Here is an 18,279-nt window from a genome sequence, read left to right as displayed (position 1 = left end):
CATGGCCATTCCAAAACTTAATGATTACGCGTTGCCGACTCAGGCTGAACTGCCGACCAACAAAGTGAGCTGGACGGTGGAACCGCAGCGCGCTGCACTGTTGATCCACGACATGCAGCAGTATTTTCTGAATTTCTGGGGTGAAGACAGCCCGTTGATCAAACAGGTAGTGGAGAACATCGCCAACCTGCGCCGCTACTGCAAATCTCAGGGCATCCCGGTGTTTTACACCGCGCAGCCTAATCAGCAGAGCGATGAAGATCGGGCGTTGCTCAATGATATGTGGGGGCCTGGATTGAACAAGCACCCGGAGCAACAGGCGGTGGTCGCCGCGCTGGCGCCGGAAGAAGACGACACTGTGCTGGTGAAATGGCGTTACAGCGCCTTCCACCGTTCACCGCTGCAGGAAATTCTGCAGGAGTCAGGCCGCGATCAGCTGATCATCTGTGGTGTTTACGCCCATATCGGCTGCATGACCACGGCGATCGATGCCTTTATGCGTAACATTCAGCCGTTTATGGTTGCTGATGGTCTGGCCGACTTCTCCCGCGAAGAGCACCTGATGGCGCTGCGTTACACGGCCGGCCGCTGTGGCCGCGTGGTTACCACCGCCGAGCTGCTGCCAGGGATCACCAGCAAAGCGGCGTTGCGTCAGCAAATCATGCCTTTCCTCGACGAAGACAGCGAAGACATGGGTGACGACGAGAACCTGATCGACTACGGTCTGGATTCAGTGCGGATCATGGAGTTGGCGGCACGCTGGCGTAAGATCCGCGGCGATATCGATTTTATCGCCCTGGCCAAGAACCCGACCATTGATGGTTGGTGGGCGCTGTTGTCAGAGGGGAAAGCCTGATGAGTCAACAGGGCGATTTTGCCGGCAAACGAGTCTGGGTTACCGGCGCGGGCGCCGGGATTGGCCTGGAGACCGCATTGGCGTTTGTGCGGGCCGGTGCCGAGGTAATTGGTTTCGATAAGCATTTTGGCGAACCGGAATACGCGTTTCGCACCGAAGTGCTGGATATCGCCGACAGCGATGCGGTAGATGCCCTGTGCGGGCGTTTGCTGGTGGAGCAGGGTGAGTTGGACGTGTTGGTCAACGGCGCCGGTATTCTGCGCATGGGGCTGGCGGACGAAACCAGCACCGCAGACTGGCAGGCCTGCCTGGCGGTTAATGCCGGGGGTGCATTCAATATGTTCCGCCATGCCCTGCCGGTATTCCGTCGCCAGAGACGCGGCGCTATTGTCAGCGTGGCATCCAATGCGGCGCATGTACCGCGTGTTGGCATGGCGGCCTATTGCGCTTCCAAAGCGGCGTTGCGTAGCCTGTGCCAAACCGTGGGGTTGGAAATGGCGCCTTATGGCGTACGTTGCAACCTGGTTTCGCCCGGCTCGACCAATACCCCTATGCAGCGCGGCATGTGGCAGGACGAAACGGGGGAACAGAACACCATCAACGGTTTCCCGGAACAGTTCAAGCTGGGTATTCCGCTGGGGAAAATTGCCCAGCCGCAGGAAATCGCCGATGCCATTTTGTTCCTGGCTTCCGATCGCGCCAGCCATATCACCATGCAGGATATCGTGATTGACGGCGGGGCGACGCTGGCGGCCTGATAATCCGCTCGGCAACGCCAGGATAGCCCAAGGGCGCTGCTTGCAGCGCCTTTTCTATTGGCGGCGCAGGGGGATGATTATTTTCAGGGGCAGGGCGGACGTGGTGAGGCTTATAGAGATTATCAGGGCGCAGATGCGAAAAAAGCGCCAAAAGGCGCTTTTTTCTGTATTGGTGGGTCGTGCAGGATTGACTCGGCCTTGGGCCTCGCCCTGCGGGCAACGCTGTGCGTTGTCGTCTCGCTTCGCTCGGCTCGAACCTGAACGCAGGTTCTCATCCAGCACGACACGGAAAAATATGTGATCAAGAAGTTTGCGGGAATTAAGGTGGTACAGATGCGAAAAAAGCGCCAAAGGGCGCTTTTTTCTGTATTGGTGGGTCGTGCAGGATTCGAACCTGCGACCAATTGATTAAAAGTCAACTGCTCTACCAACTGAGCTAACGACCCGCAGAAGTGGTGGGTGATGACGGGCTCGAACCGCCGACCCCCTCCGTGTAAAGGAGATGCTCTACCAACTGAGCTAATCACCCACTTCAGGACTTCCAGGTACTGCTAAACAAGAGAATGAGTGGTGGGTGATGACGGGCTCGAACCGCCGACCCCCTCCGTGTAAAGGAGATGCTCTACCAACTGAGCTAATCACCCTCATTCTTCTCATTTCTTACTGCTTTACTGCTCAACAAGATGGTGGGCGATGACGGGCTCGAACCGCCGACCCCCTCCGTGTAAAGGAGATGCTCTACCAACTGAGCTAATCGCCCCGTCTTGTTGGAGTCGCATTATAGGGATAGTTGAAAGTGAGTCAACGGTTTTTAAAATGATTTCAATCGTTCGCCGCAAATTTAAACAGGATGCGATATTTATCGCCAGCAATGCTGATTCTTTGCACATTGTTATGCGAAAAGCGCCGCAGAGATGATGAAAGCTGATGCAGCAATATCGTGTCAGCGTTGAGGAATTAGCGCGTGGTGATACAATGTCGGCCACTTTTTTAAATTCCGAGCAATCGTCGGCAACCGCTGACATGCGTTGCGTAATAAGGCAGTGAACCCAATGAAAATCAAAACCCGTTTTGCACCGAGCCCAACCGGCTATCTTCACGTCGGTGGCGCCCGTACTGCGCTTTACTCCTGGCTATTCACTCGCCATGCTGGCGGTGAGTTCGTTCTGCGTATCGAAGATACCGATTTGGAACGCTCGACCCAGGATGCTATCGACGCAATTATGGATGGCATGAACTGGTTAAACCTGGATTGGGACGAAGGCCCGTACTTCCAGACCAAGCGTTTTGACCGTTATAACGCGGTGATTGACGACATGCTGGTGCAGGGAACTGCTTATAAATGCTATTGCTCGAAGGAACGTCTGGAAGCGCTGCGTGAAAAGCAGATGGAAAACGGTGAAAAACCGCGTTACGACGGCCACTGCCGCGACAGCCAATGCAGCCACACCGACGACGAGCCGCACGTGGTGCGTTTCCGTAACCCACAGGAAGGCTCGGTAATCTTCGATGACAAGATCCGTGGTCCGATCGAATTCAGCAACCAGGAACTGGACGATCTGATCATTCGTCGTACGGACGGTGCGCCGACCTATAACTTCTGCGTGGTGATCGACGACTGGGATATGGAGATCACCCACGTGATCCGCGGTGAAGACCACATCAACAACACCCCGCGCCAGATCAACATCCTGAAAGCGCTGGGCGCACCGGTACCGGAATACGCCCACGTTTCGATGATCCTCGGTGACGACGGTAAAAAGCTGTCTAAACGTCACGGTGCCGTGGGCGTGATGCAGTATCGCGATGACGGTTATCTGCCGCAGGCGTTGCTGAACTATTTGGTGCGTCTGGGTTGGTCACATGGCGATCAGGAAATCTTCTCTATTGATGAGATGAAAGAGTTCTTCACGCTGGAAGCGATCAACAAATCCGCCAGCGCCTTCAATACCGAAAAGCTGCAGTGGTTGAACCATCATTACATTAACCATATGCCGGCCGAAGAAGTTGCCGTGTATCTGGCGTGGCACGTGGAGCAACTGGGCATTGAAACCCGCAACGGTCCGGAGCTGAAAGATATCGTTAAGCTGCTGGGCGAGCGCTGCAAAACGTTGAAGGAAATGGCTGAGTCTTGCCGTTACTTCTACGAAGACTTCAGCGAGTTCGACGCTGACGCTGCGAAAAAACACCTGCGCCCGGTTGCACGTCAGCCGCTGGAAGCGGTACGCGCCAAATTGGCGGCCATCACCGCCTGGACGCCGGAAAACGTGCATGATGCCATTCAGGGCACGGCTGATGAGCTGGGCGTCGGTATGGGCAAGGTAGGTATGCCGCTGCGCGTAGCGGTCACCGGTGCCGGTCAGTCACCAGGCATGGATGTGACCGTGCATGCCATCGGTCAGGCACGTTCTCTACAGCGTATCGATCTGGCATTGGCTTACATCGCCGGGCGTGAAGCTCAGGCCTGATAGTTTCTGAGCCTATAATGAAAAAGCCCCGTGGAGCAATCCCGGGGCTTTTTTTGTCGCTGTCGATCAGGCCTGTTCAGCGGCCGGCACGGTGGGGCGGTAGGCGAGGAAGTACATCAGGCCGACGAAACCGGCGCCGCCCAGCGCGTTACCGAGAAACACGGCCGTGAAGTTGGGCAGGTATTGGCTCCAACTTAAACCACCGGCAAAAATGGCCGCCGGGATAATAAACATGTTCGCCACCACGTGCTGGAAGCCGATGGCGACAAACGCCATCACCGGGAACCACATGCCAATCACTTTGCCCGGCACATCCTTGCTGGCAAAGGCCAGCCACACCGCCAGGCACACCAACCAATTGCAGCCTACGCCGGATATAAAGGCGTGCAGGAAGTCGGCATCTACCTTGGCTTGTGCAATGGACAGGGTTTTGTGCAGGAAGGCGCCTTCGGTCAGGCCAAGCAGGTGGCCAAAGAAATAGGCGACGGCCAGGCTACCGGCGAAGTTGGCCAGGGTGACCCAGAACCAGTTGCGCACGACAGCAAGCAGCGAAATTTGGCGAGCAAACCAGGCTATCGGCAGGGTCATCATATTACCGGTCAGCAGCTCGCCGCCGGCCAGAATCGTCAGGATAAGCCCTATCGGGAAGACGGCAGCGCCCAGCAATGCGCCGAAGGAGCCCCATTCGGCCGGCAGGGTGCCGATCACGTGGATATCCAACAGGAAGCCGGTCGCGATAAAGGCACCGGCGAGAAAGCCCAGAATGAGCAGGTTGGCAAGCGACGCCCGGTTTTTGTTTACGCCGGCCTGAATGGCTAACGCAGCGATTTCTTTTGGTGAATGCAACGACATAACTGACTCGGTTTATTGTTGTGGGATTTAAGACGCGGGGAAGTCTATGCCTGTGGGCGAGATGACTCAAGGGTATTTCGCTAACATTCCGTTAATTAAAAATCAACACAATGGATAAGGTTTTTTGTTTTTTGTGAAGTCAGGCGGCGATGGCTGATTTTTGTCCGTCATGGCGATTTTTTAGCGTGAAACGCGCTGATTTGGCGGCTTTTTCAGCGCTTGATCGACTAATTCAATTTAGCCGTTGACAGTTTTTCAGGGGTTTCATATTATGCGCCCCGTTCACAGGATTTCGTGATTGTGGATTGGGGCTATAGCTCAGCTGGGAGAGCGCTTGCATGGCATGCAAGAGGTCGACGGTTCGATCCCGTCTAGCTCCACCAACCTTTATCTCAGAAGGGTTGGGGAATACCGTAACGCCGGTTAAAGCGTACCACTTTTGTGGGGCTATAGCTCAGCTGGGAGAGCGCTTGCATGGCATGCAAGAGGTCGACGGTTCGATCCCGTCTAGCTCCACCACCATTTAAAAAGCCGACCTTAGGGTCGGCTTTTTGCTTTCTGTCTTTTCCCATATTGAATCACCGTAACGCCTCCTGTTATGTCAGCAGTTACAGAAGAATCGCAGGCAATAAAAAAGGCCGCCGAAGCGACCTTTGCATGACTGGCTTTTAAGCTTAGCCCAGAACCAGGCCTGCGATCGACGCAGACAGGATGCTGACCAGCGTAGAACCGTAAACCAGCTTCAGACCAAAGCGGGAAACCACGTTGCCCTGGTGCTCGTTCAGCCCTTTAATCGCACCGGCTACGATGCCGATGGAAGAGAAGTTGGCGAAGGAAACCAGGAACACTGACAGGATACCCAGGCTGCGCGGAGAGAGTTCAGCAGAAACCTTCTGCAGCTCCATCATCGCCACGAATTCGTTGGAAACCAGCTTGGTCGCCATGATGCTGCCAACCTGCAACGCTTCGTGCTTAGGAATACCCATAATCCAGGCGAATGGATAGAAGAAGTAGCCCAGGATTTCCTGGAAGCTCAGGCCGAAGATGGCGCTGAACAGGCCGTTGAGCGCGGCGATCAGGGCAATAAAGCCGATCAGCATCGCAGCAACGATAATCGCGACTTTGAAACCCGCCAGGATGTATTCGCCCAGCATTTCGAAGAAGCTCTGGCCTTCGTGCAGGTTGCCCAGATGCAGCTCTTCTTCTTTACTGGTGTCATAAGGGTTGACCAATGACAGCACGATAAAGGTGCTGAACATGTTCAGTACCAGCGCCGCCACCACAAACTTGGCGTCCAGCATGGTCATGTAAGCGCCAACGATGGACATGGAAACCGTGGACATCGCGGTTGCCGCCATGGTGTACATGCGCTTTTCTGACATCTTGCCCAGAATATCTTTATAGGCGATGAAGTTTTCAGACTGGCCCAGGATCAGCGAGCTGACGGCGTTGAAGGACTCCAGCTTGCCCATACCGTTTACTTTTGACAGCACGGTACCAATAATGCGGATGATAAACGGCAGTACTTTAATGTATTGCAGAATACCGATCAGCGCAGAGATAAAGACGATTGGGCACAGTACCTTCAGGAAGAAGAAGGCCAGACCTTTGTCGCCCATACCGCCGAATACAAAATCAGTCCCTTGCCCAGCAAACCCGAGCAGCTTGTCAAACAGCGCGGCAAATCCTTTTACAAAGCCTAAACCCGCTTCCGAATGCAGGAAAAAATAGGCCAGCAGTACTTCAATAACCAACAGTTGAATAACATAGCGAATGCGGATGCTTTTACGATCGCGACACACTAAAAGTGCCAGGATCGCGACGACCACTAACGCCAACGCAAAGTGCGCAATATGGGACATGTTTGCTCCAAACTTGAGGCAGGCTGAATTTCGGATGTCATTTTATGTAACGCCACGTTTAAAAACGAGAGCTCTATTGCAAATATGGAAAATCATAGGGGGAAACATCTTAAACTTGTACGGTAAAGCATAAAAAATCAAGAGGTTAATCAATCCATATGAAATTCATATTCTTGCGCTAAATGGATCATCCAAAGGATTTTTCCCAGGATAGAACTTCGTTCAGTGCGGTAAATGTTCACTTACCCGCCAAACCCTTCGTTAAACCCGTGGTTATTTTCTATCGCAGAGATAAGCATTACCGCTCTAAATGCACTTGATAATTATTATCATTTACATAAGATAACCACAGGCTTAATAGAAGTAAGGGTTCAGAACATGCTGAACAGTGATGTGGTTGAAACCACCAGTCGTCCTGCCAGGAAGATCAAACTTTCCTTGATGGGCCCCGCATTCATAGCGGCTATCGGCTATATCGATCCCGGTAATTTTGCCACCAACATCCAGGCAGGCGCTTCCTTTGGCTACACCCTGTTGTGGGTGGTGGTGTGGGCCAACGTCATGGCGATGTTGATCCAGCTGTTGTCCGCAAAACTCGGTATTGCCACCGGTAAAAATCTGGCAGAGCACATTCGCGATCGTTTCCCGCGTCCGGCGGTTTGGGCCTATTGGGTTCAGGCGGAAATCATTGCCATGGCCACAGATTTGGCCGAGTTTATTGGTGCAGCGATTGGCTTCAAACTGCTGCTGGGCGTCACGCTGCTGCAAGGGGCAATCCTGACCGGTATCGCCACGTTCCTTATCCTGATGCTGCAAAAACGCGGGCAGAAACCGCTGGAAATGGTGATCGGCGGTTTGCTGCTGTTTGTTGCCGCAGCTTATATGGTGGAATTGGTATTTTCACAACCGCAGTTGGAGCCTTTGTTGAAAGGCATGGCGATACCGGACCTGCCGAACGGCGACGCGGTATTTTTGGCTGCCGGGGTGCTCGGCGCCACCATCATGCCGCACGTGATTTATCTGCATTCGTCATTAACCCAGACCGGCGGTGAGCATTCAAAAGCCGATCGCTACGCGGCCACCAAGTTTGACGTCGCCATTGCCATGACCATAGCCGGTTTTGTTAACCTGGCGATGATGGCTACCGCCGCTGCGGCCTTCCATTTTAATGGCCACAGCGGCATTGCCGATCTCGATCAGACTTATCTGACGCTGCAGCCGCTATTGGGTCAGGCGGCAGCGACCATCTTCGGACTGAGTCTGGTCGCTGCCGGATTATCTTCCACCGTGGTGGGGACGCTGGCAGGGCAGGTTGTGATGCAGGGATTTGTACACTTTTATATTCCGCTGTGGGTGCGCCGGGTGGTCACCATGCTGCCGTCGTTTATCGTCATTATGATGGGCATGGACGCTACGCGTATTCTGGTACTGAGCCAGGTGCTGCTGAGTTTCGGTATTGCGCTGGCGCTGGTGCCGCTGTTGTCGTTCACCGGCAACCGCGAGCTGATGGGGGAGATGGTCAACAGCCGCAGCATACAGGCGATAGGGAAAGTGATCGTGCTGGTGGTGGTTGGGCTGAACGGCTACCTGCTGGTCAGCAGCCTTCTCTGAGCGGACACCAAATGAAAGGCCGACATTGAGTCTAATGCGGTTCACTCAAGCTCAATATCAGCGGAAACCCGGGCGCCCCGGGTTTCTCGCTCTGTTAAATGAGGGGTATTAGGCGGGCTGACGGCCTTTGGCCGTCAATCATCGTGGTCATGGTGGCGATGATCGCGATCGTCATGACGTCGGCCTTTCCCGTGATGCTTCTCATGGTGCTTATAATAGTGCTTATCGTATTTACGATAGCGCCCCTCATGATAGTAATAATTCTTGCGCCAGTAATTGTTGTCTCGCCAGCGATAACCATCCCAGTTGTAGCCCCGACGATTGCGTTCACCCAGGTACCGACCCTGATGGCCCTGCCACCAGTCGCGGTCGCGCCAGTCATAACCGTCCCAGTAACGGCCGCGATTGTCTTGCTCACCGATACGTAATGAGACGCCCGGCATCAGATCGATACTCAGCCCTTCCGCCTGCGCTGGCTGGATGGCAGGCAGCGTTGACACCACCAACAGAGCGGCCAATAACAGAGGTTTAAACATGAATGCTCCTTTCCGCCGTAGCGGCTTGGCCGGTTTTACAATTAATGAAGCGCGTTCATCAGTTTATAAAACAGCCTTATAGTTTTACCTGCAATATCGGCATATTAGCCTTTGTGGATAGGGTTGAATCTTAGCGGCATTCTTAAAAACGGGGCAGGGAGAGTGATTTAAGATTTGTCTGGCACGGCAGGCGTTATCGCCGGCGATAAACCGGCGATAATTGTAAGCGATTACATTAATATTTGCTCGATCTGCTTAATTTCATCATCGCTAAAGGTGCGGTTAGCCAACATGCCTACGGCGTCTTCAATTTGGCTGGTCTTGCTGGCGCCAATCAGTGCCGAAGTGACGCGATCGCCACGCAATACCCAGGCCAGCGCCATTTGCGACAGCTTCTGTCCGCGCTGCTGCGCCAGTGCATTAAGTCGACGAATTTTTCCCAGTTTATCCTCGGTGAGCTGATCGGGTTGCAGGAACTGGCTGCCGCTGGCAGCGCGTGAATCCTGGGGAATGCCCTGCAGATAACGATCGGTCAACAGGCCGCCGGCCAGCGGTGAGAAGGCGATAGAACCCACACCGTGTTCTTCCAGCGTATCCAACAATTCTGGCTCCACCCAACGTTCGAACATGGAGTATTTCGGCTGATGGATCACGCAGGGCGTGCCGAGCTGCTGCAGAATGCTGAACGCCTGGCGCGCACGATCGGCAGGGTAGTTGGACAACCCGACGTAAAGCGCCTTGCCCTGTCGTACCAGCAAATCCAGGGCGGCCATGGTTTCTTCCAGCGGCGTGTCCGGATCCGGTCGATGGTGATAGAAGATGTCCACGTATTCCAGCCCCATGCGCTGCAGGCTTTGATTCAGGCTGGCGACCAGGTACTTTTTCGATCCCCAATCCCCATAAGGCCCGGGCCACATGGTGTAACCGGCCTTTGACGAGATGATCAGTTCATCGCGCCAGGACTTCAAATCCGCCTTGAGAATGCGACCGAAGTTTTCCTCGGCGGAGCCGGGCGGCGGGCCATAATTGTTGGCCAGATCGAAATGGGTAATGCCGAGATCAAACGCGCAGTGGATCAGCTTGCGAGCATTGTCATACAGCGTGACGTCACCAAAGTTATGCCATAAGCCAAGTGAAATGGCCGGGAGCTTTAGCCCGCTGCGACCGCAGCGACGGTATTCCATACTTTGATAACGTGAAGAATCAGCCTGGTAGAGCATACGAACCCTTTTCAGCGGAGGTGAAATGAATTTTAGTGTATGCGCTTTCACCACATTTGTCAGAGGCTGCGATCACGCTAAACAGCCTGTATATCAACATGGCTTATCAGAGCGGCCCAATGCCAGCCAATGGGGCAGGGATGTAACGCAGGGTTTCCAGTTACCTTTCAGACATAAAGTTCGAAATTTATACAACATCTTCGATACTTAATACTGAAAATCCTAACCCTTGGCAGGTGATGATCATGAATAAGAACTATACGGTGGCTGATTACCTACTCGATCGTTTAGCTCAGATCGGCATCCGGCACTTCTTTGGCGTGCCTGGTGACTATAACCTGCAGTTTCTTGATCACGTGATCGATCACCCGCATATCACCTGGGTAGGGTGCGCCAATGAACTTAATGCCGCCTATGCTGCTGACGGTTACGCGCGTTGTAAACCAGCCGCCGCCTTGTTGACGACTTTTGGCGTAGGTGAACTGAGCGCAGTCAACGGTATTGCCGGCAGCTATGCCGAATACCTGCCGGTGATCCACGTGGTGGGCGCCCCGGCTCTGCGTGCGCAACGGGCTGGTGAATTGTTGCATCACTCCCTGGGCGACGGGGATTTTGGTCACTTCGCCCGCATGGCGAAAGAGGTGACCGTGGCTCAGGCCAGCCTCACCGCCGATAACGCCGAAGGGGAAATAGATCGCCTGCTGACTACCGCGCTGTTCGAGCGTCGTCCGGTCTATCTGCTGCTGCCGAGCGACGTGGCTGAAGCGCCGCTGGTGTCAAAGCCTGCCCCGTTAATGCTACGACAGGCCAATCTTTCACCGGCATCACTGCAGGCCTTTATCGCCGCCGCACGGGAGTTGCTGTTACCGGCCCGGCGGGTTTCTCTGCTGGCCGATTTCCTGGCCGAACGCTTCGGTGCTGAAAAGGTGCTGGAGCAGTGGATGAATGAGGTGGATATGCCACATTCAACCTTGCTGCTTGGCAAGAGCGTATTGGACGAAACTCATGCCTGTTTCACCGGGACCTACGTCGGTGCGGCTAGCGAGCCACAGGTAAAACAGCTGATTGAGAACGCCGACGTGATCATTAATGTTGGCGTACGTTTTACCGATACCATTACCGCCGGATTCAGTCAGCACCTTCCTGCCGAGAAATGTATTGATCTTCAGCCCTTTGAAGCGCGTGTGGGGCAGCAGGTATTCAGTCAAATCCCGATGCGTGACGCGGTTATCGCGTTACACCAGTTAACGTTGTCGCTGGCCAACCAATGGCAACGGTCTGAGATTAAACGTTCAGCGTTGCCGGATCCGAACGGCAGTGGTCTGGATCAGCACGGTTTCTGGCAACAGATACAGGGCTTTTTGCGGCCGGGCGATATCCTGCTCGCCGAGCAGGGGTCTGCCTGTTTTGGCGCGGCATCGCTAAGCTTGCCACAAGGCTGCCGCTTCATCGTCCAATCGCTGTGGGGATCTATCGGTTACACGCTGCCGTCGGCGTTCGGTGCACAGACGGCGGAGCCGGAGCGGCGAGTGGTGCTGCTGATTGGCGACGGTTCAGCACAGCTGACGGTGCAGGAATTGGGATCGATGTTGCGCGATGGGCTGAAGCCGGTGATCTTCCTGCTGAATAATGACGGATACACCATTGAACGGGCAATCCACGGCCCGAACCAGCGTTATAACGACATCGCTCATTGGAACTGGACCCAACTGCCGCAGGCGTTAGGTGCTGAACGTCAAGTGAAAGCGTTACGCGTTACCGAACCGGAACAGCTGCGCCAGGCGCTGAGCGAAGTGGCCGACAGCCCACAGCTGGCCTTTGTCGAAGTGGTGCTGCCGAAGATGGACATTCCCGAACTGCTGCAAACGATCTCAAGTGCCCTACAGTCACGTAACGCGGCGGCCTGAACCTGTTAGCTTTCCAAAAGCCGCTCCAGCATCCAGTACCCCGCCGGTCCCGGTGGGGTCAGCTTAGACCAAACCGCATCCACCGATATCAGCTTGGGCCAGCCGCGCGGACGCAGTTCGGTGAGCCTGTTGTGACCGTATTGCTGCACCAGCCAGCGGGGCAGTACCGCCCAGCCAAACCCTTGTTCCGCCATTTCCAGCAACAGCAGATAGCTGGGGGCTGACCATACCAGCCCGCCAGAGCGGGCGGTTTCGGCACCGGTATAGGTGTTCAGGATAAGTTGCCGCGTGCTGGACAGTTGTTCAGGCGTGGGCGAGGCAGTTTGCGCCATCGGGTGCGAATGTGCGACGAACAGCCCCATTTCGGTTTGCTCCGGCAGCCGGGCAAAGGCGATGTCTGGCGGATACTGTTTTTGCACCTCAACCATGCCCAGGTGCGCGCGACCGATTTGCAGCAGGTCAATCACGTCACCTTCTTCAGCGATCATCCACTCCAGTTCGATATCCTGATAACGCAGCTCGAACTGCTGCATCAGCCGGTCATGGTGTTTCGGCTGATAGGTATCGGAAAACACTACGCTTAAGCGCGGCTCTATATTGTCCGCCAGCCGAATGCTCAGGGCATCCAACCGTTCGCTGGCCGCAAGAATTTCCTGTACATGGCCCAGCACTTTCCGCCCAGCGGCTGTCAGTACCGGCTGGCGTGCCTGGCGATCGAACAGGATCAAACCCAGATCGGCCTCAAGATTGGCGATGGCGGTACTGATGGTCGACTGGCTTTTACGCAGCTTACGGGCCGCGGCGGAAAAAGAGCCCAGGGCGGCGGCTTCAACGAAGGCCAGCAAAGCTTCGGGGGAGTAACGCATGATGTATCTACTTTATAGATGGAACTTATCTTTAATCTACTCAAAAACTCGATGATAATCACCTGGTTTTCATAGGAGGCGAATAAATTCGCTCCTGGTAACACGGGCGCGGCTTGCAGCGCCCCTACAAATTTATAAGGTAAAAAACAGGTGATGTATGCAACTGCAAAACAAGTCTTTCATTGAACGTATCGTCCACGCCGTCGGTTTTGAGGCTATCGCAGTGATGATTTGCGCCCCGCTGGGCGCCTGGCTGCTCAACCGTTCGATGGTGCAGATCGGTGCGTTGGCGGTGATGTTATCCACCGTCGCCATGGTTTGGAACATGGTTTATAACACGGTATTTGACCGCCTGTGGCCGGTGAGCCGTGTGGCACGTAACCTTAAAGTGCGGGTGTTTCACGCGCTGGGCTTTGAGGCCGGTTTTGTGCTGATCGGCGTGCCGATTGCCGCCTGGATGCTGAGCATTTCTTTCGTTCAGGCCTTTATGCTGGAGATCGGTTTCTTCCTGTTCTTCCTGCCGTACACCATGCTCTATAACTGGGTGTACGACACGCTGCGTCAGCGCTGGTTCGAGGCGCGCCAGCCGGTGAATTCCGGCGCGAAATAAGCCGTCGTATCCGCCGTGATTCTGAGGTAATGTCGAAGAATTACGGCGATGAAAACGAGGAGCAATGATGAAAGTGCTGGGACTGCTGGGCGGTATGAGCTGGGAATCGACCATTCCTTATTACCGCACGATCAATGAACAGGTTAAGCAACGGCTGGGCGGTCTGCATTCCGCTAAAATCGTGCTCTACAGCGTCGACTTTCACGAGGTGGAACGCCTGCAGCATCAGGGCGACTGGGACGGCGCCGGGCGCTTGTTGGCTGACGCGGCGACCTCGTTACGCGCCGCCGGTGCGCAGGCCATCGTCATTTGCACCAACACCATGCACAAGGTGGCGGATGCGGTCGAGCAGGCCAGCGGTTTACCGCTGATCCACATCGCCGACGCCACCGCGCTGCAGGTGCGCCAACAGGATATTCGTCGCGTTGGGCTGCTCGGTACGCGCTTTACCATGGAGCAGGAGTTCTACCGTGGGCGACTGCAGGAAAAGCACGGTATCGAGGTGGTCACTCCCGTAGCCGCCGATCGTGACATTGTGCACCGCATTATTTATGAGGAACTGTGCCTGGGTAAAATCCGCGATGCGTCGCGCGACGAGTATCGCCGCATTATCGGTGATCTGGAGCAGCAGGGGGCTCAGGGCATTATTTTCGGCTGTACCGAAATAGGCCTGCTGGTCAGCGCGCAAGATGCGTCAGTGCCGGTATTCGACACCACCGACATCCATGCGCGCGCCGCAGCGGAATTCGCGCTGGCTTAATCTTCGCGCGGGGGAAGCTGTTTGCCCTTGCCCACCAGCATCAGCGGTTTGCCCGCCAGCACCAGCCAGGCGGGCAGCATCACGATGCACAGCACCGGCAGCAGATGCAGCTCCGGCACCACCGCAACGGCCATAAACAGGCTGAGCCAGCCGTCACGCGTGACCACCAGTACCAACCCCATAATGGCGCAGGAAACGGTAATGGCTGCCGGCACGGCCGGCACGTGCTGATGCAGCATCAGCCCCAAGGCTACGCCGACAAACACCGCTGGGAAGATGCGCCCGCCGCGAAAACCACTGGCAGCGGCAATCACCAGCGCCGCCAGTTTAGTCAGCGTAATCAGCATCAGTTCCGTGACGGAGAAATTCTCACCGATGGCTAACTGCTTCATTTCGTCCAGCCCTTTGAACAGCGTGATTTCACCGCCGATCAGCGCCAGCAGGCCGAGCACAAAGCCGCCTAACCCCAGCATCAGCACCGGATTCTTAATCGAATGAAATAGGCGATGAATGTGCGGAAAACTCCACACGGCTACCATACCCAGCGCGATGGCGATCAGGGCGACTACCGAGCCGCTGAAAATATCTGCCAGCCGGGTCGCGGCATAGGCATCAATTTGCAGTGAGAAATTCGGGGTGAAAAATAGCTGGGTGGTGACCGCTCCCGCCGCTGCCGCCATCAGCGGGGCAAATAGCCTGTCCCACAAGGGAACGTCATTATTGCCCGCCAGGGTTTGCGAAAAGATCAGCGCCGCGGCGACCGGGGTGCCAAACAGCGCGCCGATGGTGCCGGCCGCCGCGAGAATAATCCAGTCCATACGCGGCACTTTCGGCAGCAAACGCGAACCTGCCGCCACCACCAGCGCAATATTGATGGCGGTGATCGGATTTTCCGGTCCCAAACTGACGCCGCCCGCCAGGCCAATAATCAACGCCAGCCCCAGCCCAGGCACCGCAGAAAGCGGCAACGGCATACCGATCAAAGACTCGGTCGCCGGATCCGGCCCTGCATGGCCGGGGAGAAAACGGATAATCAGCCCGACGGCGACGCCGGTGAGCGTTAACATGCCCACCAGCCACCAGGGGGAGTGAGTGTCGATATTCAACGCTGCGGGAACATTGACCCAGAGCAGCCGTTGCAGGGCCTCGGCGAACTTCATCACCAGAATGAGCACCAAACTTGAGGCAGAACCGATAATGAGAGCAGGCAGAGCGAAGGCCAACATGGCATTGGCGCGCGGGTGCAACATGCGGGGATCCCTTGTCAATGGCCCTCTGGCTGGCAGGGCGAACGGGTGATTGGGTTATAGCGCTAGCTTGCCAGACAATCGACACGCTGGCACGCAAAGAAATTTCCGGCTGGGCCAGGTCCACAGCGGAGTAATAGTGCCTACGAGTTATGACGGTTAACAGCCACTGCGCGACGTTTTTTGCCGCAATTTGTTTCAAATCGCCTTGAAGCCGCCAGGCTGAAACGTTTTTTGTGATCTGGATCGCTAATGGACGGCAGCGCGGAGGATGGTGATTGTTGTTTTTGCGGCGGGATTTTACAGTGTGGGCAGCTTTCTATTATTCATTTTGCGGAGAAGATACTGATGACCTATGCCCTCGTAGGTGATGTAGGCGGCACCAATGCCCGCCTGGCGTTGTGCACTGTGGCGACGGGTGAAATTACCCAGGCGAAAACCTATTCCGGCCTGGAGTTTGACAGTCTGGAGGCGGTGATCCGCCAATATTTGCAAGAGCATGATATTCAGGTGCAGGACGCCTGTATCGCGATTGCCTGCCCGGTCACCGAAGACTGGGTTGCCATGACCAATCACACCTGGGCGTTTTCGATTAAAGAGATGAAGGCCAACCTGGGGCTGAGCCATCTGGAAGTGATCAACGACTTCACCGCCGTGTCGATGGCGATCCCGATGCTGTCAGAAGACGACGTGTTGCAGTTCGGCGGCGGTAACGCGCAAAAAGACAAACCTATTGCGGTATACGGTGCCGGGACTGGCCTGGGGGTGGCGCATCTGGTGCACGTCAACCGCTGCTGGGTGAGCCTGCCGGGCGAGGGCGGTCACGTGGACTTTGCGCCGAACAGCGAAGAAGAGGACATCATTCTGGAGGTACTGCGCGCCGAAGTGGGTCATGTCTCCGCCGAACGCGTCCTGTCCGGTCCCGGCCTGGTCAATCTTTACCGCGCTATCGTCAAGTCGGATAACCGGCTGCCGGAAAAGCTGGAGCCGAAGGACATTACCGAGCGCGCATTGGCCGACAGCTGCATCGATTGCCGCCGTGCCCTGTCGCTGTTTTGCGTAATTTTGGGCCGTTTCGGCGGCAATCTGGCGTTGAACCTGGGGACCTTTGGCGGCGTTTACATCGCCGGGGGCATTGTGCCGCGCTTTATGGAATTCTTTAAAGCTTCCGGTTTCCGTGCGGCGTTCGAGGATAAAGGACGTTTCAAAGATTATGTACGTGAGATCCCGGTATTCATGATTACCCATGGCCAACCGGGCTTGCTGGGTGCCGGTGCCCACCTGCGCCAGACGCTGGGGATGCATCTGTAACCTGACGCAGCGATAAAAAAAAGGGGCGCAACCCAGTGGGTTGCGCCCCTTTTTGCCGTCTAAGCTATCAGGCTTTAGCCAGATGCGCCGGCTCGAATGCTTCTTCTTCCTGCGCTACCGCTTTCGGTGCCTTGATGAACAAGGTGATAATCAGGGAAGCGATGGACAGCACGCCAATCACCATAAAGGTCGCGTGGAAGCCGCCGAAGTATTTGGCGACAAATGACCCCGCCAGCGCGCCCAAACCGAAGCCTTGATAGATGATGCCGTAGTTTTTGCTGTGGTTTTTCAGGCCGAAGAAGTCACCGACAATCGCTGGGAACACGGTGATGTTGCCCCCGAAGCAGAAGGCGACTGCGCCGACGCAGATAAAGAACAGTGTGTGATTCAGGGTGAGGAAGCTCAGCGCCACAATCGCCAGCACGGTAACCAGCATGGTGAAGCTGATGACGCGCATACGGCCCACTTTGTCAGACAGCGTGCCCAGAATGATGCGGCCTGCGGTGTTAAAGATAGCGACGGCGGACACGGTGTTGGCGGCGGTCGCCAGGTCCATTCCGGCCAGTTGCACGCCCATGTCTTTGACGATACCGATCAGGTAGAGGCCACTCATGCAGGCAGCGAAGAAAATCATGAACAGCAGGTAGGCTTCTTTGGTCGCCAGCATCTGGCGTACGCTGAAGTCGTTACCCAGGTTACCCGCGCTCTGCTGTGCGGATTTGCTTGCCAGTACGGGTTCTTTCAGCAGCAGGGAGCCCAGAACAATCAGCGCCATAACAATGGCACCCCAGTAGAAGAAGGCACTGGAGACGCCCACGTCGGCAATCAGCGCGGCGTTGACGTATTTGAACAACAGGCTGCCGCTACCAAAAGCCCCCACAGAGATACCCGAGATCAAGCCTTTGTTGGCCGGGAACCATTTGATCAGGTTGGACAGGGTAGAGATATAGGCGATACCTACCGCGAAACCGACTACCACGCCGGCCAGCAGGTAAATCATGTCCAGCGAGCTGACGTAGGCGCTGGCAATCAGTCCAAGACCTACCAGGATACCGGAGAACAGCGTCAGGTTACGGATGCCGAAGCGTTCCTGCAGTTTGCCGGCAAACAGGGTGGCGAAGGCCAGGAAGAAGCTGGTGATGGAGAAGGTGGTGGCGACGTCACCGAGGCCCCAGTGGAACTTGTCGACCAGCGGCTGGTTGAACAGGCTCCAGGTATAGATAGTGCCGAGACCCATCTGGCAGATGATGGTGCCCAGAACGATTAAGCTGCGATTTACCGGTTTAGTGTTCATGGCCGGTCTCCTTCCTGTGTGTGTATTGCCGGGCGGTCAGCCGTTGGCGAGAATTTGCGGTAGCGTCTGTAGCCCCGCGGTATGGGCATATTATATGGCTGGTAGTACCACTCGGCGGCGG

General features: G+C 55.6%; 15 protein-coding genes, 6 tRNA genes and 1 other RNA gene. 10 read left to right on the top strand and 12 right to left on the bottom strand.

Annotated elements, in window-relative coordinates; genetic code table 11:
- Window position 1: 1 nt before the first annotated feature.
- On the top strand, window positions 2–856 hold the full coding sequence (locus tag H0S68_RS17485) for an isochorismatase (RefSeq protein WP_020827963.1): 855 nt from the start codon (window positions 2–4) through the stop codon (window positions 854–856).
- A complete protein-coding gene (dhbA, locus tag H0S68_RS17480; protein ID WP_128864637.1) occupies window positions 856–1,614 on the top strand; it encodes a 2,3-dihydro-2,3-dihydroxybenzoate dehydrogenase in 759 nt (252 codons plus the stop codon). The genes H0S68_RS17485 and dhbA overlap by 1 nt, the downstream gene beginning before the upstream one ends.
- A gap of 170 nt (window positions 1,615–1,784) precedes the next feature.
- Here dhbA and H0S68_RS17475 read toward each other — a convergent pair.
- The 5 genes from H0S68_RS17475 to H0S68_RS17455 form a co-directional block, all read right to left on the bottom strand.
- A non-coding RNA gene (locus H0S68_RS17475) (RtT sRNA) lies at window positions 1,785–1,910 on the bottom strand.
- A gap of 74 nt (window positions 1,911–1,984) precedes the next feature.
- Window positions 1,985–2,060: transfer RNA gene (locus H0S68_RS17470), tRNA-Lys, on the bottom strand.
- A 7-nt stretch (window positions 2,061–2,067) separates the two neighbouring features.
- A tRNA-Val gene (locus H0S68_RS17465) sits at window positions 2,068–2,143 on the bottom strand.
- Window positions 2,144–2,182: 39 nt separating this feature from the next.
- Window positions 2,183–2,258: transfer RNA gene (locus H0S68_RS17460), tRNA-Val, on the bottom strand.
- 40 nt (window positions 2,259–2,298) lie between these two features.
- Window positions 2,299–2,374 (bottom strand) — tRNA-Val (locus H0S68_RS17455).
- Between the two features lie 292 nt (window positions 2,375–2,666).
- Between H0S68_RS17455 and gltX the strand changes: the two genes are divergently transcribed.
- Window positions 2,667–4,082 (top strand): glutamate--tRNA ligase, encoded by a 1,416-nt coding sequence (gltX, locus tag H0S68_RS17450; RefSeq protein ID WP_020827961.1) that lies wholly within the window; start codon window positions 2,667–2,669, stop codon window positions 4,080–4,082.
- 66 nt (window positions 4,083–4,148) lie between these two features.
- On the opposite strand, the gene H0S68_RS17445 is transcribed toward gltX, so the two are convergent.
- A complete protein-coding gene (locus tag H0S68_RS17445) occupies window positions 4,149–4,934 on the bottom strand; it encodes a formate/nitrite transporter family protein (RefSeq protein ID WP_410528874.1) in 786 nt (261 codons plus the stop codon).
- A 307-nt stretch (window positions 4,935–5,241) separates the two neighbouring features.
- On the opposite strand from H0S68_RS17445, the gene H0S68_RS17440 reads away from it, so the two are divergent.
- Together H0S68_RS17440 and H0S68_RS17435 are read left to right on the top strand one after the other, a co-directional pair.
- A tRNA-Ala gene (locus H0S68_RS17440) sits at window positions 5,242–5,317 on the top strand.
- A gap of 60 nt (window positions 5,318–5,377) precedes the next feature.
- Window positions 5,378–5,453 (top strand) — tRNA-Ala (locus tag H0S68_RS17435).
- Between the two features lie 155 nt (window positions 5,454–5,608).
- Here the strand turns inward: H0S68_RS17435 and H0S68_RS17430 are convergent.
- On the bottom strand, window positions 5,609–6,796 hold the full coding sequence (locus tag H0S68_RS17430; protein WP_020827959.1) for a NupC/NupG family nucleoside CNT transporter: 1,188 nt from the start codon (window positions 6,794–6,796) through the stop codon (window positions 5,609–5,611).
- A gap of 378 nt (window positions 6,797–7,174) precedes the next feature.
- On the opposite strand from H0S68_RS17430, the gene H0S68_RS17425 reads away from it, so the two are divergent.
- On the top strand, window positions 7,175–8,407 hold the full coding sequence (locus H0S68_RS17425; protein WP_410528873.1) for an Nramp family divalent metal transporter: 1,233 nt from the start codon (window positions 7,175–7,177) through the stop codon (window positions 8,405–8,407).
- Window positions 8,408–8,541: 134 nt separating this feature from the next.
- Here the strand turns inward: H0S68_RS17425 and H0S68_RS17420 are convergent, their stop codons facing one another.
- Window positions 8,542–8,943 (bottom strand): DUF2502 domain-containing protein, encoded by a 402-nt coding sequence (locus H0S68_RS17420; RefSeq protein WP_020827957.1) that lies wholly within the window; start codon window positions 8,941–8,943, stop codon window positions 8,542–8,544.
- 230 nt (window positions 8,944–9,173) lie between these two features.
- On the bottom strand, window positions 9,174–10,163 hold the full coding sequence (gene mgrA, locus H0S68_RS17415; RefSeq protein WP_046373005.1) for an L-glyceraldehyde 3-phosphate reductase: 990 nt from the start codon (window positions 10,161–10,163) through the stop codon (window positions 9,174–9,176).
- 245 nt (window positions 10,164–10,408) lie between these two features.
- On the opposite strand from mgrA, the gene H0S68_RS17410 reads away from it, so the two are divergent.
- Entirely contained in the window at window positions 10,409–12,070 is a 1,662-nt protein-coding gene (locus H0S68_RS17410) for an alpha-keto acid decarboxylase family protein (protein WP_259218077.1), read from the top strand.
- 5 nt (window positions 12,071–12,075) lie between these two features.
- On the opposite strand, the gene H0S68_RS17405 is transcribed toward H0S68_RS17410, so the two are convergent.
- Window positions 12,076–12,936, bottom strand: a complete 861-nt coding sequence (locus H0S68_RS17405; protein ID WP_142814736.1) for a LysR family transcriptional regulator — start codon at window positions 12,934–12,936, stop codon at window positions 12,076–12,078.
- Window positions 12,937–13,093: 157 nt separating this feature from the next.
- Here H0S68_RS17405 and H0S68_RS17400 point away from each other — a divergent pair, with 157 nt between their 5' ends.
- Window positions 13,094–13,546 (top strand): multidrug/biocide efflux PACE transporter, encoded by a 453-nt coding sequence (locus tag H0S68_RS17400; RefSeq protein WP_020827953.1) that lies wholly within the window; start codon window positions 13,094–13,096, stop codon window positions 13,544–13,546.
- Between the two features lie 67 nt (window positions 13,547–13,613).
- The gene (locus H0S68_RS17395; protein WP_115058375.1) at window positions 13,614–14,306 is read left to right on the top strand and encodes an aspartate/glutamate racemase family protein; all 693 of its coding nucleotides are present in this window, start codon (window positions 13,614–13,616) and stop codon (window positions 14,304–14,306) included.
- Here H0S68_RS17395 and H0S68_RS17390 read toward each other — a convergent pair.
- Window positions 14,303–15,556 carry an ion channel protein gene (locus tag H0S68_RS17390; RefSeq protein WP_142814737.1) on the bottom strand — a complete coding sequence of 418 codons (1,254 nt, stop codon included), beginning with the start codon at window positions 15,554–15,556 and terminating at the stop codon, window positions 14,303–14,305. The genes H0S68_RS17395 and H0S68_RS17390 overlap by 4 nt on opposite strands.
- Window positions 15,557–15,898: 342 nt before the next feature.
- Between H0S68_RS17390 and glk the strand changes: the two genes are divergently transcribed.
- Entirely contained in the window at window positions 15,899–16,864 is a 966-nt protein-coding gene (gene glk, locus H0S68_RS17385) for a glucokinase (RefSeq protein WP_259218364.1), read from the top strand.
- Window positions 16,865–16,931: 67 nt separating this feature from the next.
- Here the strand turns inward: glk and H0S68_RS17380 are convergent, their stop codons facing one another.
- Window positions 16,932–18,158, bottom strand: coding sequence for an OFA family MFS transporter (locus H0S68_RS17380; protein ID WP_122079941.1), 1,227 nt, complete (start codon window positions 18,156–18,158; stop codon window positions 16,932–16,934).
- Window positions 18,159–18,279: the final 121 nt, after the last annotated feature.

This window comes from Serratia sp. AXJ-M (assembly GCF_046531865.1).
GTDB classification, from domain to species: domain Bacteria; phylum Pseudomonadota; class Gammaproteobacteria; order Enterobacterales; family Enterobacteriaceae; genus Serratia; species Serratia liquefaciens.
This window is presented reverse-complemented; position numbering and strand designations above follow the sequence as displayed.

Coding starts and splice junctions, on each gene's coding strand:
- mgrA (WP_046373005.1), bottom strand. CDS start 10,163: ATGCTCTACCAGGCTGATTCTTCACGTTATCAAAGTATGGAATACCGT.
- H0S68_RS17445 (WP_410528874.1), bottom strand. CDS start 4,934: ATGTCGTTGCATTCACCAAAAGAAATCGCTGCGTTAGCCATTCAGGCC.
- H0S68_RS17420 (WP_020827957.1), bottom strand. CDS start 8,943: ATGTTTAAACCTCTGTTATTGGCCGCTCTGTTGGTGGTGTCAACGCTG.
- H0S68_RS17395 (WP_115058375.1), top strand. CDS start 13,614: ATGAAAGTGCTGGGACTGCTGGGCGGTATGAGCTGGGAATCGACCATT.
- H0S68_RS17485 (WP_020827963.1), top strand. CDS start 2: ATGGCCATTCCAAAACTTAATGATTACGCGTTGCCGACTCAGGCTGAA.
- gltX (WP_020827961.1), top strand. CDS start 2,667: ATGAAAATCAAAACCCGTTTTGCACCGAGCCCAACCGGCTATCTTCAC.
- H0S68_RS17380 (WP_122079941.1), bottom strand. CDS start 18,158: ATGAACACTAAACCGGTAAATCGCAGCTTAATCGTTCTGGGCACCATC.
- H0S68_RS17410 (WP_259218077.1), top strand. CDS start 10,409: ATGAATAAGAACTATACGGTGGCTGATTACCTACTCGATCGTTTAGCT.
- H0S68_RS17400 (WP_020827953.1), top strand. CDS start 13,094: ATGCAACTGCAAAACAAGTCTTTCATTGAACGTATCGTCCACGCCGTC.
- dhbA (WP_128864637.1), top strand. CDS start 856: ATGAGTCAACAGGGCGATTTTGCCGGCAAACGAGTCTGGGTTACCGGC.
- H0S68_RS17390 (WP_142814737.1), bottom strand. CDS start 15,556: ATGTTGCACCCGCGCGCCAATGCCATGTTGGCCTTCGCTCTGCCTGCT.
- H0S68_RS17405 (WP_142814736.1), bottom strand. CDS start 12,936: ATGCGTTACTCCCCCGAAGCTTTGCTGGCCTTCGTTGAAGCCGCCGCC.
- H0S68_RS17425 (WP_410528873.1), top strand. CDS start 7,175: ATGCTGAACAGTGATGTGGTTGAAACCACCAGTCGTCCTGCCAGGAAG.
- H0S68_RS17430 (WP_020827959.1), bottom strand. CDS start 6,796: ATGTCCCATATTGCGCACTTTGCGTTGGCGTTAGTGGTCGTCGCGATC.